General features: G+C 43.7%; 14 protein-coding genes. All 14 read right to left on the bottom strand.

The features are described 5' to 3' along the window. Window positions 1-5 precede the first annotated feature (5 nt). On the bottom strand, window positions 6-272 hold the full coding sequence (locus CRO04_RS10190; protein ID WP_097004139.1) for a YabP/YqfC family sporulation protein: 267 nt from the start codon (window positions 270-272) through the stop codon (window positions 6-8). A gap of 131 nt (window positions 273-403) precedes the next feature. Next, window positions 404-580 carry a 30S ribosomal protein S21 gene (rpsU, locus tag CRO04_RS10185; protein ID WP_003504099.1) on the bottom strand — a complete coding sequence of 59 codons (177 nt, stop codon included), beginning with the start codon at window positions 578-580 and terminating at the stop codon, window positions 404-406. 139 nt (window positions 581-719) lie between these two features. After that, on the bottom strand, window positions 720-3,326 hold the full coding sequence (alaS, locus tag CRO04_RS10180; RefSeq protein ID WP_242974424.1) for an alanine--tRNA ligase: 2,607 nt from the start codon (window positions 3,324-3,326) through the stop codon (window positions 720-722). 51 nt (window positions 3,327-3,377) lie between these two features. Further along, on the bottom strand, window positions 3,378-3,527 hold the full coding sequence (locus tag CRO04_RS26205; protein ID WP_166432521.1) for a hypothetical protein: 150 nt from the start codon (window positions 3,525-3,527) through the stop codon (window positions 3,378-3,380). Between the two features lie 141 nt (window positions 3,528-3,668). After that, window positions 3,669-4,505 carry a lysozyme inhibitor LprI family protein gene (locus tag CRO04_RS10175; RefSeq protein ID WP_166432520.1) on the bottom strand — a complete coding sequence of 279 codons (837 nt, stop codon included), beginning with the start codon at window positions 4,503-4,505 and terminating at the stop codon, window positions 3,669-3,671. 125 nt (window positions 4,506-4,630) lie between these two features. Further along, window positions 4,631-5,110 (bottom strand): ribonuclease HI, encoded by a 480-nt coding sequence (gene rnhA / locus CRO04_RS10170; RefSeq protein WP_097004136.1) that lies wholly within the window; start codon window positions 5,108-5,110, stop codon window positions 4,631-4,633. Between the two features lie 21 nt (window positions 5,111-5,131). Next, entirely contained in the window at window positions 5,132-6,733 is a 1,602-nt protein-coding gene (locus CRO04_RS10165; protein ID WP_097004135.1) for an MBL fold metallo-hydrolase RNA specificity domain-containing protein, read from the bottom strand. 44 nt (window positions 6,734-6,777) lie between these two features. Then, on the bottom strand, window positions 6,778-8,253 hold the full coding sequence (gene spoIVA / locus CRO04_RS10160; protein WP_097004134.1) for a stage IV sporulation protein A: 1,476 nt from the start codon (window positions 8,251-8,253) through the stop codon (window positions 6,778-6,780). Between the two features lie 265 nt (window positions 8,254-8,518). Further along, window positions 8,519-9,229 (bottom strand): ATP-binding cassette domain-containing protein, encoded by a 711-nt coding sequence (locus tag CRO04_RS10155; protein WP_097004133.1) that lies wholly within the window; start codon window positions 9,227-9,229, stop codon window positions 8,519-8,521. 13 nt (window positions 9,230-9,242) lie between these two features. Then, complete coding sequence (locus CRO04_RS10150) at window positions 9,243-10,001, bottom strand: ABC transporter ATP-binding protein (protein ID WP_097004132.1); 759 nt, start codon at window positions 9,999-10,001, stop codon at window positions 9,243-9,245. Between the two features lie 2 nt (window positions 10,002-10,003). Beyond that, window positions 10,004-11,080 (bottom strand): branched-chain amino acid ABC transporter permease, encoded by a 1,077-nt coding sequence (locus tag CRO04_RS10145; protein ID WP_097004131.1) that lies wholly within the window; start codon window positions 11,078-11,080, stop codon window positions 10,004-10,006. A gap of 9 nt (window positions 11,081-11,089) precedes the next feature. Next, entirely contained in the window at window positions 11,090-11,971 is an 882-nt protein-coding gene (locus tag CRO04_RS10140; RefSeq protein ID WP_097004315.1) for an ABC transporter permease subunit, read from the bottom strand. Window positions 11,972-12,058: 87 nt separating this feature from the next. Next, entirely contained in the window at window positions 12,059-13,273 is a 1,215-nt protein-coding gene (locus CRO04_RS10135; RefSeq protein WP_097004314.1) for an ABC transporter substrate-binding protein, read from the bottom strand. 151 nt (window positions 13,274-13,424) lie between these two features. Beyond that, window positions 13,425-14,432 carry an NAD(P)H-dependent glycerol-3-phosphate dehydrogenase gene (locus CRO04_RS10130; protein WP_097004130.1) on the bottom strand — a complete coding sequence of 336 codons (1,008 nt, stop codon included), beginning with the start codon at window positions 14,430-14,432 and terminating at the stop codon, window positions 13,425-13,427. Between the last annotated feature and the right edge of the window lie 7 nt (window positions 14,433-14,439).

Genomic DNA, 14,439 nt, shown 5'->3' with positions numbered 1-14,439 from the left:
CCTGCTTAATCAAATTCCAGAGATTTAATGTAACCGTTGATTTTCATCTCTTCATTGGTGTAATACTCAATCATCAGACGGCTGCCGCCAATAATCACCCGGCAGTTCTTTGCCTGGAGCTTGATCAAACAGTCTGTATATAGAATAATACTTCTGTAATTTTCAATTACTACGCTGTGACGGCCCAGAAACGATATAAGAACTTCCCCGAGAACCACATCCTTTGGAAGCTTTAAGGCGGAAGCTGCTTTTACTTTTGTTTCCTCCAGCATAACTTTTTTCGCCTCTCTCTGATTTCTTCTTTTCTACTATATGCAATTAAGACAGGGAAAATTCTACAGCATATCAAAAGGCGAAAAAACCCCTGGCCACATAAAGAGACCAGGGATTCATCTTTTAAGAATTAGTTATATTTACGTTTTCTTGCAGCTTCAGACTTTTTCTTACGTCTTACGCTTGGCTTTTCGTAATGTTCTCTCTTACGAATTTCCTGCTGGATACCTGCTTTTGCACAGTTTCTTTTGAATCTGCGTAAAGCGCTATCTAAGCTCTCGTTGTCTTTAACGATTACATTTGACATAGCTCACACCTAACCTCCCTCCAGTTGTGTACTTGTGCATAATACAACTGTTTGGGTATTTTATAGCACTGATATGATTATAGCATAATTTTGCCATACGTCAAGAAAAAATTATATTATTTTTCAATTTTTCCAGCAATTATATTAGTTGTTCCTCAACTACTTCAGCGACTTTTGATAAGCATGCGTCTACTCCTGCCGGATTCTTGCCTCCTGCCTGAGCCATGTTTGGACGTCCGCCGCCGCCGCCACCAACAAGGGAAGCAATCGCTTTAATTAAGTTGCCTGCATGAGCTCCTCTTTTCTGAGCTTCATCCGTTACTGCAGCCATTAAATTGACCTTTCCATCCTGAACAGAAGCGATTACAATCACTCCCTCTTTCAGTTTTTCTTTCAGCTGGTCGCCTAAGTTTCTCAGGCCGTTCATATCCACATCCATGACTTTCACAGCCAGAACTTTTGTACCTTTTATTTCTACTACCTGGTCCATAACATTTCCAAGAGAATCATTGGCCAGTTTACTTTTTAACTTCTCATTTTCTGAATGAAGAGTCTTTATCTCTTCAAGAAGAGATTCTATCTTTGCATTCAGGGAAGCAGGTGTTGTTTTTGCAGTCTTTGCTGCCTCATGCAGAGTTTCTTCTGTCTCTTTATAATAATTCATTAAGCCGTCACCGGTTAATGCCTCAATTCTGCGGACACCTGCGGCAATGCCGGTTTCGGATAAGATCTTAAAGAATCCGATTGCTCCGGTATTGGAAATATGAGTACCGCCGCAAAGCTCTGTGGAAAAGTCACCCATACGGACTACACGTACACTGTCACCATATTTCTCGCCGAACAATGCCATGGCTCCGGACTTTTTCGCCTCTTCCAGAGACATGATTTCTGTCTGAACCGGAAGTGATTCTTTGATTTTATCATTGACAAGAGTCTCAACTCTGGAAATCTCTTCCGGAGTTAATGCTGAAAAATGGGTGAAATCGAAGCGCAGTCTTTCTCCATCCACGAAAGATCCAGCCTGCTCCACATGGTTTCCAAGCACAGTTCTTAACGCCTTCTGGAGAAGATGGGTAGCGCTGTGGTTTTTACCTGTATTCTGGCGGTTCTTTTCATAAACCTTACAGGTTACCTGATCACCGGTCTTTAGCATACCTTTTACAACTCTTCCCACATGGCCGGTCTTGCCTCCCTGAAGGTGAATGGTATCCTCTACTTTAAATTCTCCGGTATCACAGATAATGATACCGGTATCACCCTGCTGACCGCCCATGGTCGCATAGAAGGAAGTTTTTTCCGTAACAATCGTTCCGGTCTCTCCGTCTGCCAGGGCTTCAACCAGCTCGGTTTCGCTGGTAAGTGCAGTGATTACCGTATCACAGATCAAACTGTCATAGCCGGTAAATTCTGTAGTAAGTGCAGGATCAATGGACTGATATACGGTAACATCTGCGCCCATATAATTGGTAGTCTTTCTGGCGTTTCTCGCTGTCTCACGCTGTTTTTGCATGGCTGCCTTAAAGCCCTCTTCATCTACACCAAACTGTTTCTCTTCCAAAATTTCCAAAGTTAAATCCAGAGGAAATCCGTAGGTATCATACAGCTTAAACGCATCCTCACCAGGCAGAATCCTGCTGCCCTTTTTCACCATATCCTCTTCCAGATCACTTAAAATAGCAAGTCCCTGATCAATGGTCTTATCAAACTTGTCCTCTTCCTGAGTGAGAACCTTTAAAATCATAGCCTTCTTTTCTTCCAGCTCCGGATATCCATCCTTTGACAGTTCAATGACCGTTGTGGATAAATCTGCAAGGAATTTTCCTTTAATCCCAAGCAGCCTTCCATGACGGGCAGCTCTTCTTAAAAGCCTGCGTAAAACGTATCCTCTGCCTTCATTGGATGGCATAATTCCATCGGAAATCATAAAGGTGCAGGAGCGGATATGATCTGCTATGAGACGAAGGGACACATCTACCCCAGAATCTTTTTTATATTCCGTATCAGCCATTTTTGCAACACGGTTTAACAGTGCCTTAATGGTATCCACATCAAAAAGGGAATCCACATCCTGCACAACCACCGCAAGACGTTCCAGTCCCATACCTGTATCTATATTCTTCTGCTTTAACTCTGCATAGTTGCCATGACCGTCGTTCTCAAACTGTGTAAATACGTTATTCCATATTTCCATGTAACGGTCACAGTCACAGCCTACGGTGCAGCCTGGTTTTTTACAGCCATATTTTTCACCACGGTCGTAATAAATCTCAGAACATGGACCGCACGGACCTGCTCCGTGCTCCCAGAAGTTGTCCTCCTTGCCCATCCGGAATATGCGCTCCGGGGCAATTCCTATATCCTTATTCCATATTTCGAAAGCCTCATCATCCTCGAGATATACAGAAGGATATAGTCTGTCCGGATCCAGCCCGATCACCTCAGTTAAAAATTCCCATGACCAATGAATCGCTTCATTCTTAAAATAATCTCCAAAAGAAAAATTGCCAAGCATTTCAAAAAAAGTGCCATGGCGGGCTGTTTTGCCTACATTCTCAATATCACCGGTTCTAATACACTTCTGGCAGGTTGTTACCCTTTTGCTTGGAGGTAACTCCTGACCTGTAAAATACGGTTTCAGAGGTGCCATACCCGAGTTGATCAATAACAAGCTGTTATCATTATGTGGAACCAGGGAGAAGCTTTTCATCGCTAAATGCCCTTTGCTCTCAAAGAATTCAAGGTACATTCTCCTTAGCTCATTCACACCGTAGTTGTTCACGTTACTGTCCTCCGTTTATTATTTTGTCTCATTTCCACCAGCTGCGGCACTGGCGGCGTCTTTATGATCTCTATACTTCTTTCCGCAAACAATTCCACCCCATGAAACAAGCAGGAAAAACAGGAATTTTATAGCGGTTCCAAGGAAACTTGAAAATAATGCAGTCATAATTTTTTCCTCCCGAAAGTTATTATAATATCGCTCATTTTATTATCCTATCACAAGGGATTTTATTTAGCAAGATATTCATTTGTAAATTTTTTACTGCATAAGAAAAAGTACGGCAAAAAACCGTACTTTTTCATCATTTTATGGATTAAGAAAATCCTGGTAATCATCGATCAGCTGGTAGGCTCTTATCCTTGTGGATTCAGCCAGGGAAGCTGTATATTCCAGCTCTTCCATGGTTCCTCCACTGTATTTTTTGGCCGCTTCCTCAGCTTTAATATCCCTTTCTTTAATCCAGTCCTGCTGAGAAATCTCTAATTGTCTCCTGGAGTCATCAGACAGGTTTTCAGCAACTGCTTCATATATCGTATTTTGTTCCCGGTTCCAAAGCTTCAGCTCTTTGTCCGCCAGGGCTTTCATGGAATACGTGTTGGAATCTGCAGAATCGTCCCGCATCTTTTTAATCTGGACGTCCAGCTCCTTTAACTGCTTTTTGTAATAATCCGCCCCTTCGGCGGGAACAGCTGCCTGAGCCGTTCTGGCTTTAGAATCCGGAGTGATTGGGGTAATTACCGGCTCTGAGTCTGGTGACTGGAATTCACTTTCTTCCATTGGAGCCGTATCGCTTTCAGCCGGTTCCGGTAAACGTGCACGCTTCATCTGCGGTTCATGGTTATCCTGCTGCCCGCTGTCACTGCTGTCTTCTGCAAGTGCAGCACCAAAAGGAGATACTGTCTCATCGGAATCTGATTTTTCCCGTATCTCTTCTGGCATCATAATATCCGCAGTGATCTGCCGGACCGAATTGCTTCCTCCTTTTTCTTCTAATGGCTGGCTGTCTTCGGAATATCCCGAAACTACGGAAGAATTCGTTGTGCTGTCTTTTCCCTTTACAAAGCTGACGGTAGCAAGGGTCATTAAGATACCTATGACCAGTATACTTCCTATTACAATCCAAATTCCTCTGTTTCTATTCATGATCATTCATCCTAACATGATTTAATGAAATTACCATATCACAAATAAAAAAGAAAGAAAATAGGATTCTGGATTTAGTAAGAGTTTGTAAGAGATATGTAAGTTTTAACCACACTCTTTCCACTCTAGGAAACACCCTCATCGGTTAGAAGATCCTGTCCGTCAGCTGCGCTGGTTGCCAGAACATCACACCTTTCATTCATTGGATGACCGGCATGTCCTTTTACCCAGTGAAACGTCACCTGGTGGATCTCTTTGGCTCTTAAAAGACGCTCCCATAAATCCACATTCTTTACAGGACCGCTCTTTCCCCTTTTCCAGTCATTCTTCACCCAATTATCAATCCAGTGCTGGTTAAATGCATCAACCAGATATTTGGAATCCGAATAAAGCTCCACCTGGCAGGGTCTGGTTAAAGCCTCCAGGCCTGCAATCGCTGCCATAAGCTCCATCCGGTTATTTGTAGTTTTCACATATCCTGCAGACATGGATTTTTCATGGAGCTGCCCTTTGGAATCGGTAAACTGCAGGATCGCGCCGTAACCTCCCGGTCCGTCAGGATTTCCTCTCGCAGCTCCATCTGTAAATAAAAGTACCTTTGTCAATTTTTCATGTTCTCCTTATTCTCATCTGTCCCATTTATCACACAATGAATTAATCTGATCTGCAAATTTAGCAAGATCTTTATTGGCTCCGCCCTCATTATGACGGATCACCTGCAGGAGACGTTCTCCTGCTGCAAATAATCTGGCGTAAACACCAACAGGTTTTTTAGCCGTTTCCGGTGTCCTGACAACTGCGATTCCTTCGGTCTCATCCACCCATTTGCCGAGAGCAAGATCATATATGGAACCGGAATAAGGCGCATGAACCTCGTACCCATATTCCTTCTTTAATAGCTGCTCAAAGGAACTGCAGACCAGATCATCGCCATGAACTAAAAATACCTGCCTCGGTTTTTCTTCAAATGCATTCAACCAGGCAATCAATCCTTCCATATCGGCGTGGGAACTCATCCCATCCATTTTTTCAATATGAGCTTCCACCTGAATGGTTTCACCAAAAAGCCTTACATCGGTGCTTCCATCGATCAGGCTTCTGCCAAGCGTCCCTATGGACTGATAGCCCGTAAAGACTATGGTGCACTCCGGGCGCCACAGATTATGCTTTAAATGATGCCGGATCCGTCCGGCGTCGCACATTCCTGCAGCCGATATAATTACTTTGGGCTTTGAATTAAAATTGATGTTTCTTGATTCCTCGCTTGTTACGGAAAGCTTTAATCCAGGGAAAGAAATGGGGTTAATCCCCTTCATAACCAGTTTCCTGGTCTCTTCATCATAGCAGTCTACCAGATTGTCTTTAAAAACCTGGGTGGCCTCTACTGCAAGAGGACTGTCAACGTATACTTCAAATCCATCATGACCGGTAATCCTGTTCTCAGACTTAATCCGGCGGAACATATAAAGCAGTTCCTGGGTTCTTCCCACTGCAAAGGCAGGAATCACCACATTACCTCCCCGGTCCAGTGTCCTTTGAACAATGTCGGCAAGAATGCTTACATGATCCGGTATCTTCCCATGCAGACGATCCCCATAAGTACATTCCATCACTACATAGTCCGCATCCTTTATATATTGGGGATCACGGATCAATGGCTTGTTCTTATTGCCGATATCACCTGAGAAAACAATTTTCCTGGAGCAGTTTTCTTCCCTGATCCAGGTTTCAATGGAGGCGGAACCAAGAAGATGACCTACATCAGTAAATTGAATCGTGAGGCCATCTCCCAGTTCCACTTTTTCATTATAGTCATAGGAACGGAACAGCTCCAATACACCCATGGCATCATTCATTCCGTAGAGGGGCTCTTCTTCCGGAAGACCTGCGCGCCTGGCTTTCCGGTTTTTCCATTCTGCTTCAGACTCCTGAATGTGGGCGCTGTCTTTGAGCATTATTGCACATAGATCCGCGGTTGCATTCGTGGAAATCACCTTTCCCCTGAAGCCTCTGGCATAAATAAAAGGAAGCAAACCAGCATGGTCTATATGGGCGTGAGTCAGAAGTACATAATCAATCTGCGCATAGCTGACAGGCAGACTCACATTCTCAAATTTATCAATCCCCTGCTCCATACCGCAGTCCACAAGAATCCTTAAGCCTGCTGCTTCCAGATAATGACAGCTTCCGGTTACCTCGTGGGCCGCTCCGATGAACGTCAATCTCATAAAAGCCCTCCTTTTGTATATATTTATCCTATTATACCATTAATTTAGATAATAATGCAAATCATACCGCCATTACTATCATTAATTATTTTTTGGAGGGTGTCCTGCAGCTTCATCTGGCAGTCTTCCGTAAGCTGTGATACTTTCGTCTGAATTCCGTCTTCCACAATCTGCTCAATGGATTTTCCGAAGATATTTGTATTCCAGATACCTTCTTCACTTTCTCTTGCATTTTCTTTGATATAAGCGATTAAATCCTCTGCCTGCTGTTCACTTCCCACGATAGGCGCAATCTCTGTCTGAATATGGGCTTTGATTAAGTTGATGGAGGGAGCTTCCGCACGCATTTTTACACCGTACTTATTTCCGTGTTTAATCACTTCCGGCTCATCAAGCATGATCTCCGAACGTTCCGGTGTCACAACTCCGTAGCCTTTGAGCCGCACCTGGCTCATGGCCTGATTGACTTTTTCATATTCCTTCTTCATCTTTGCAAGCTCGCTTAAGGTCTGCATCAGCTGATATTCCCCTTCAATGGGGATACCTACATAATCACTTAAAATCTGATAATAAAAGCTGTCATCTACATCCATGTCAACGGCTACGCTTCCGTCTGCCATGTTCATATTCTGAACCTTTACACCCCGAATGCTTTCTGTCTCTCCGTTAAACAGGCCGGCTGTTACATCCTTCATCTGGGCAACCTTTTTTACCATGTCCTTTGCCGCCTGAATCACCTGGCCCTTCAGCCAGTGAGAGGCAGGCAGAATTTCAAGCCACTTTGGAATGTAAAAATCCATTTCTGTTACAGGGAATTCTTTCAGTACCCGCTCCAGAATATTTCCCACATCTTCCTTTTTCAGCTGCTCACAATTAATCGGCATAACCGTAACGCCATATTTCTGATTCATATCCTTTGCCAGGGCAACCGTTTCATCCGAATATGGTTTTGAAGAATTCAGGAGTATGATAAATGGTTTTCCAAGATTCTTAAGCTCGTTCACGGTACGTTCTTCTGCAGCTATGTAATTGGGACGCTTCAGCTCACCAATCGTACCGTCTGTTGTCACTACGACTCCAATGGTGGAATGATCATTAATTACTTTTCTGGTACCGATTTCCGCAGCTTTTGTAAATGGAATCTCATAGTCAAACCATGGTGTCTTAACCAGACGCTCTTCCTCATTCTCAATGTGCCCTGTTGCACCGTCTACCATAAAGCCTACACAGTCAATGAGGCGGACCTTGGTCTCAATCTCATCTCCCAGACGGATGGTTGCAGCTTCTTTGGGAATAAATTTAGGTTCCGTCGTCATAATGGTCTTTCCTGCTGCGCTTTGCGGCAGTTCGTCCCTTGTCTGAGTTTTCTGGTGTTCGTCTTCCATGCCCGGCAGTACCATCAATTCCATAAAACGCTTGATAAAGGTGGACTTTCCTGTTCTGACGGGGCCAACCACTCCAATGTAGATTTCTCCGTTGGTCCGGGCTTTGATATCATTGTATACGTTATAATTGTCCATAAAGATTCCCCCTTCTGTGCTGTTACACTATATGCGGGGGTAAAAAGATTATTCCCTTTTCTTTTTAATCCAGTTAAGGATGTATTTTCCGGTATTTACTATTTTCCGGTATTCTTTTTTTGAATAATTCCCTCATGCAGCGCATCTTTTAATTATCCGCCATTCAGTGTTATTACCTATGTTTTGGACAAACTTACTCTGGAAGACAAAAACAGATACCGCAGTCAGCAAATGCCATGCTGCAGTATCTGTTTCAATCTGTTTGTTATTCGCTTAAATATGCCTTCTTTACAGAATCATCATTCATCAGTTCTTTGGCATCACCGCTCAGTACAATGGAGCCGGTTTCTAAAACATAAGCCCGGTTTGCAATGGATAATGCCTTCTTCGCATTCTGTTCCACCAGAAGAACCGTTGTGCCGGACTTGTTGATTTCCTGAATAATATCAAAGATTTCATTCACATAAATAGGGGAAAGTCCCATGGATGGCTCATCAAGGACAATTACCTTAGGGTGGCTCATGAGCGCACGTCCCATGGCAAGCATCTGCTGTTCACCCCCGCTTAATGTCCCGGCGGGCTGGTTCTTTCTTTCTAAAAGCCTGGGGAAACGCTTATAAATCATCTGAAGAGTTTCCTCAATCTCATTTTTATCTCTTCTCGTATAAGCACCCAGTCTTAAATTTTCATATACACTTAAAGCTGCGAAAACCCTTCTTCCTTCCGGAACATGGGCCATTCCCATACCTACAATTTTATCACCCCGGATTTTAGTAATGTCATGACCGTCAAACTGTATATTTCCGGATGCTGCCTTAATAAGACCTGTGATTGTATGAAGAGTGGTTGTCTTGCCGGCACCATTGGCACCGATCAGTGCGACAATCTCCCCTTCCTTTACTTCAAAGGAAATATCCTTTAACGCTTTGATAACGCCATAGTATACTTCCAGATTTTTCACTTCAAGTATTGCCATGTTGAATGCCTCCTTATTCTCCCAGATATGCCTTGATGACTTCCGGATCGTGCAGTACATCCGCTGTTTTACCCTGGGTAAGCACCTGACCGAAATTCAGCACCGTCAAGCGCTCACAAATCCCGGAGACAAGCTTCATATCGTGTTCTATTAACAGAATGGTCATATCAAAATTATCCCGCACGAAACGTATGGTATCCATAAGCTCCGTTGTCTCATTGGGGTTCATACCAGCCGCCGGCTCATCAAGAAGCAGAAGCTTTGGTCCTGTTGCCAGTGCTCTTGCTATTTCCAGTTTCCGCTGTTTTCCATAAGGAAGATTGGACGCAAGGGTATCCTTTTCTTTATCAAGGTCAAAGACCTTTAAAAGTTCAACCGCTTTCTCATCCATTACCTTTTCAACTTTATAATATTGGGGAAGCCTTAAAATCCCGGCAACGGTAGAATAGGAATGGCTGTTGTGAAGACCGGTTTTTACATTGTCCAGAACTGTTAAATCCTTAAAAAGACGGATATTCTGAAACGTTCTTGCAATTCCTGCCCGGTTAATATCCACCGTTTTCTTTCCTGTAATATTGGTCCCATCAAGCAATACCGTGCCGTTATTTGGTTTATAAACTCCGGTTAAAAGGTTAAAAATCGTGGTTTTTCCCGCACCGTTGGGTCCAATCAGACCATAAAGCTGTCCTTTTTCAATGGTGATGCTGAAATTATCCACGGCACGAAGGCCGCCAAATGATATTCCAAGGTTATTAATTTCCAGTAAAGCCATGATTACACCCTCTCCTTCTTAGCCATGTTCTTATGAAAATAACGTTTTCTGAAATCAATCAGTTTTGGACTCCAGTTAAATATCATCATGACAATCAGGATAATGGCATAAATCAGCATACGATAGGCATTCAGGCCTCTTAACAGCTCAGGAAGCAGTGTAAGAAGAACTGCAGCTATCATCGATCCCCTCATATTCCCGATTCCTCCAAGTACCACGAATACAAGAATCATAATGGACTGGTTATAACCAAAATTTTTCTGTGTTGCAGTCAGGGAAGATAGATTATGGGAATATAAAACACCCGCAACTCCTGCAAGGGAGGCAGAGATAGTAAAAGCCATAAGTTTATACTTGGTTATATTGATACCAATGGATTCCGCCGCAATTCTGTTATCACGGACTGACATAATCGCACGGCCAGATCTGGAATTAATCAGATTGAGGACAATAAGCAGAGTAATCAGAGTCAGGATTACACCGATTACAAAGGTAGAATTCTTTGGAGTACCTGTGATACCCTGGGCACCATTTAAAATCACGGTTCCGTCCTTAGCCATGTTAAGTGCCATGCTGTTCTTCATGGAGAAATGAAAGCCAGCTGAATCCTTGCCCAGATATATGACATTCACAACATTTTTAATAATCTCACCAAAAGCAAGCGTTACGATTGCCAGATAATCTCCCCTCAGCCTTAAAACAGGAATTCCCACTACAACCCCTGCAGCTGCAGCCGAGGCTGCTCCTACAAGAATGGCCAGGAAGAAACGGATTCCTGTATTTGGTATGGATTCCATCATGGAAATAGAGAAAATGGAACTTGCAAACGCTCCCACGCACATAAAGCCAGCATGACCAAGGCTTAATTCTCCCAGGATACCTACAGTCAGGTTTAAGGATATCGCCATAATACTGTAAATACAAAGAGGAACCAAAAGTCCCTTCATCAGACTGCTGATCTGCCCGGCAGAGATTAATATCTGTACGATAATAAACGCTGCAAGTACAATGCTGTAAGTAATTAAATTGGATCTTAATGTTTTATCAATATGAAATTTTTTTGCTGTACTTTTTTCCATTTTGTCCACCTATACTTTCTCATTGATCTTCTTGCCGAGAATTCCGGTAGGCTTTACAAGAAGTACAACGATGAGAACTGCAAATACAATGGCATCTGACAGCTGGGATGAAATATAGGCCTTGCTCAGGTTTTCAATAACACCCAGAAGCAGACCGCCGATTAGCGCACCTGGAATGGAACCAATCCCGCCAAATACAGCTGCTACGAATGCCTTAATACCAGGCATGGAACCAGTGTATGGGGTAAGGGTTGGATATGCAGAGCAAAGAAGTGCTCCTGCAATCGCCGCCAGTGCAGAACCAATCGCAAAGGTAAGTGCGATGGTGCCGTCTACGTTAATTCCCATTAACTGAGCTGCTCCCTTATCTTCTGACACAGCAAGCATCGCCTGTCCTGCTCTTGTCTTCTTGATAAATGTAGTCAGTCCAATCATAATAACTACACAGCTGATAATTGTAACAATCGTCTCACCTGAGATCGTAAGCTTTCCTTCTGCCAGCTTTAATGCCGGAATCGTTACAACAGAAGTAAAGGACTTAGGATTGGAGCCAAAGACAAGCAGTGCGATGTTTTGAAGCAGGTAGCTCACACCGATTGCCGTAATCAGAACTGCCAGAGGACTTGCCATACGTAAAGGACGATAAGCGACGCCCTCAATAACCACGCCCAGTACAGTACATAGAATAACCGCAAGGAGAATGCCCGCAACAGGACCTAAGCCCATTGTGCTGACAACTGTGAACACCACGTATCCTCCAATCATAATAACATCGCCATGAGCAAAATTAAGCATCTTGGCAATGCCATATACCATGGTATATCCAAGAGCAATGATTGCATATACACTGCCCAGGCTTAAACCATTAATAAAATAGGATATGAAACTCATCATACCAACGCACCTCATTCGTCTTTTTTAAAGAAAATTATATTAAATAAGAGGGTCGTCCCTTGGACGGCCCTCCAGCGGGTCATGTTACATTGCTGTATATGCGCCGTTTACAATCTTGATTGCCTTAGGAGCCTTATCAGGTTCTCCGTCTGCATTCCACTTCATGTTTTCTCCGGTCAGACCATTGATGGATATCTCAGTCATTGCGGTTTTTAATTTATCACAGATTGCAGATGCATCCATATCGGCTGTGATACCTGCTTTTTCAGCAGCAGCTTTCACTGCATAAACTGCGTCGTAAGCATCTGCTGCAAACTGGTTGGGAGTCTCGCCGTATTTCTCTTTAAAAGAAGCTACGAATTTCTGAGTGAGCTCATCCTGGGCATCTGCTGCAAAAGGTGTTAAAAGCATTAAATTCTCTGCAAGTGCAGTATCAAAATTCTCTACTGTAAGAATTCCGTCAAGACCATCACAGCCAAAGAATGCAGGTTCATAACCCATCTGCTTTGCCTGGGCAAGAATTAAAGCCGCCTGTGAATAGTAAATAGGAAGGAAAACAAGCTCTGCGCCTGAATCCTGTGCTTTCTGAAGCTGTACAGAGAAGTTTGTGTTGTTGTCTGCTGTAAATGCTTCATCAGCTGTAATTTCAATTCCCTGATTTGCTGCTTCTGATATAAACTTGTCATGGATACCAGAAGAATATACATCAGAACTGTCGTAAATAACTGCCACTTTGGTAGCCAGCTTGTTTTCACCAATGTACTGCGCTGAAGCGGCACCCTGATTCGGATCTGAGAAGCATACACGGAACTGATTCTCAAACTTGGTACAGTCTACAGCAGATCCGGATGGTGTAAGCTGGAACATATTATCATTGGTAGATTCTGCGCCAACTGCTATACATGGAGCAGATGTAACGGTTCCTACCAGCATCTGCATACCCCAGTCTTTTAAGGTATTGTAAGCATTGACTGACTTCTCCGTATCATTTTCGTCATCCTGGAAATTAAATTCGATCTTTGTTCCGTTAATACCGCCGTTTGCGTTAATCTCTTCCACTGCCAGCTCCGCACCATTCTTTACAGCCTGTCCGTAAATTGCAGTGCTTCCGCTGATGGGACCGATTCCGCCAATCTTAAAGGTACCTTCTCCTGAGGCCCCGCCGGCGTCTGTGGTCTGCGCTTCCCCTTTGGTATCTGTTCCGGCTGCAGTCGTGCCCTCTGAAGCTTTGCCGCTTCCACAGGCGGTTAAAGATGCTGCCATGGCAATTGCCAGACCAAGGCTCAGTAACTTTTTCATAGATTTTTTCACAATCCATTCCTCCTCTTGAACCGATTTTATATACGCCGCATTAACGTTGTAACGTATACATAGTCTTTATAATAGAATGGCTTTTAGAAAATGTCAACTAATTTTGGTTTAAAATAAAAAAATAAAGTCATTTTTTAGATTATTCCCACGGAATATCTGAACTCTCAATTGTCTTATCCCGCAGCATTAAATCACGCACTGCCTCAGAAGCAGACTTACCGTCAAACAGCACTGCATTCACCTGTTCTACAAGGGGCATTGAGACCTGGTATTTCTCTGATAAGGCAAGAGCGGCTTTGGCAGAATATATCCCTTCCACCACCATCTTTACTTCTTTCGTTGCCTCTTCCATGGATTTCCCCTGTCCTAAGAGTATGCCTGCTCTTCTGTTCCGGCTGTGCATACTGGCGCAGGTAACAATTAAATCGCCGATCCCGGACAGGCCGCCAAAGGTCTGGATTTTACCTCCCATAGCAGTGCCAAGCCTTGATATCTCAGCAATTCCTCTGGTAATCAAAGCAGCTTTTGTATTATCTCCATATCCCAGTCCGTCTGCAATTCCTGCAGCCAGTGCGATTACATTCTTCAATGATCCGCCAAGCTCAATCCCCAGCATATCAGGGCTTGTATAGACACGGAACGCTTCGCTCATGAAAATACTCTGAATGTATTCGGCTGTTTTTCTGGAGGAAGCACCTGCCACACAAGTGGTTGGGAGCCCTCTGCTCACTTCCTCTGCATGACTGGGTCCGGATAAAACCGCAACATCTGCCATAGGAAGCTCTTCTTCCAATATCTCAGATAACGTCATAAGACTGGCTTCTTCAATTCCCTTTGCCACATTGACAACTACCTGTCCATAACGGCAGAACGGATTCATACGCTTGGCTGTTGATCTGACATAAACAGAAGGAACTGCGGTGACTAAAAGGTCTTTCCCTGTCATGGTTTCTTCCAGATCTTCCGTAAAGACCAGATTATCCGGAAGTACCAGTTCCGGAAGCGTATGATGCCGGTGGGTTTCCTTCATCTCCAATACTTCCTCCGGCAGGGCGGACCAGACCGTCACCTCATGTCCATTATTATATAGAAGTACAGACAATGCCATACCCCAGCTTCCTGATCCGATGATTCCAATTTTAGCCATCTAACTC

Source organism: Lacrimispora amygdalina, assembly GCF_900205965.1.
Taxonomy (GTDB): domain Bacteria; phylum Bacillota; class Clostridia; order Lachnospirales; family Lachnospiraceae; genus Lacrimispora; species Lacrimispora amygdalina_A.
The sequence above is the reverse complement of the archived record's forward strand: the minus strand, read 5'-3'. Positions and strand labels throughout refer to the sequence as shown.

What these genes read in the sequence shown, in the direction of transcription:
- spoIVA (WP_097004134.1), bottom strand. Translation starts at nt 8,253, where the DNA reads ATGGACAATTATAACGTATACAATGATATCAAAGCCCGGACCAACGGA.
- CRO04_RS10150 (WP_097004132.1), bottom strand. Translation starts at nt 10,001, where the DNA reads ATGGCTTTACTGGAAATTAATAACCTTGGAATATCATTTGGCGGCCTT.
- CRO04_RS10145 (WP_097004131.1), bottom strand. Translation starts at nt 11,080, where the DNA reads ATGGAAAAAAGTACAGCAAAAAAATTTCATATTGATAAAACATTAAGA.
- alaS (WP_242974424.1), bottom strand. Translation starts at nt 3,326, where the DNA reads ATGTACCTTGAATTCTTTGAGAGCAAAGGGCATTTAGCGATGAAAAGC.
- CRO04_RS10175 (WP_166432520.1), bottom strand. Translation starts at nt 4,505, where the DNA reads ATGAATAGAAACAGAGGAATTTGGATTGTAATAGGAAGTATACTGGTC.
- CRO04_RS10190 (WP_097004139.1), bottom strand. Translation starts at nt 272, where the DNA reads ATGCTGGAGGAAACAAAAGTAAAAGCAGCTTCCGCCTTAAAGCTTCCA.
- CRO04_RS10155 (WP_097004133.1), bottom strand. Translation starts at nt 9,229, where the DNA reads ATGGCAATACTTGAAGTGAAAAATCTGGAAGTATACTATGGCGTTATC.
- CRO04_RS26205 (WP_166432521.1), bottom strand. Translation starts at nt 3,527, where the DNA reads ATGACTGCATTATTTTCAAGTTTCCTTGGAACCGCTATAAAATTCCTG.
- CRO04_RS10140 (WP_097004315.1), bottom strand. Translation starts at nt 11,971, where the DNA reads ATGAGTTTCATATCCTATTTTATTAATGGTTTAAGCCTGGGCAGTGTA.
- CRO04_RS10130 (WP_097004130.1), bottom strand. Translation starts at nt 14,432, where the DNA reads ATGGCTAAAATTGGAATCATCGGATCAGGAAGCTGGGGTATGGCATTG.
- CRO04_RS10135 (WP_097004314.1), bottom strand. Translation starts at nt 13,273, where the DNA reads ATGAAAAAGTTACTGAGCCTTGGTCTGGCAATTGCCATGGCAGCATCT.
- CRO04_RS10165 (WP_097004135.1), bottom strand. Translation starts at nt 6,733, where the DNA reads ATGAGATTGACGTTCATCGGAGCGGCCCACGAGGTAACCGGAAGCTGT.
- rpsU (WP_003504099.1), bottom strand. Translation starts at nt 580, where the DNA reads ATGTCAAATGTAATCGTTAAAGACAACGAGAGCTTAGATAGCGCTTTA.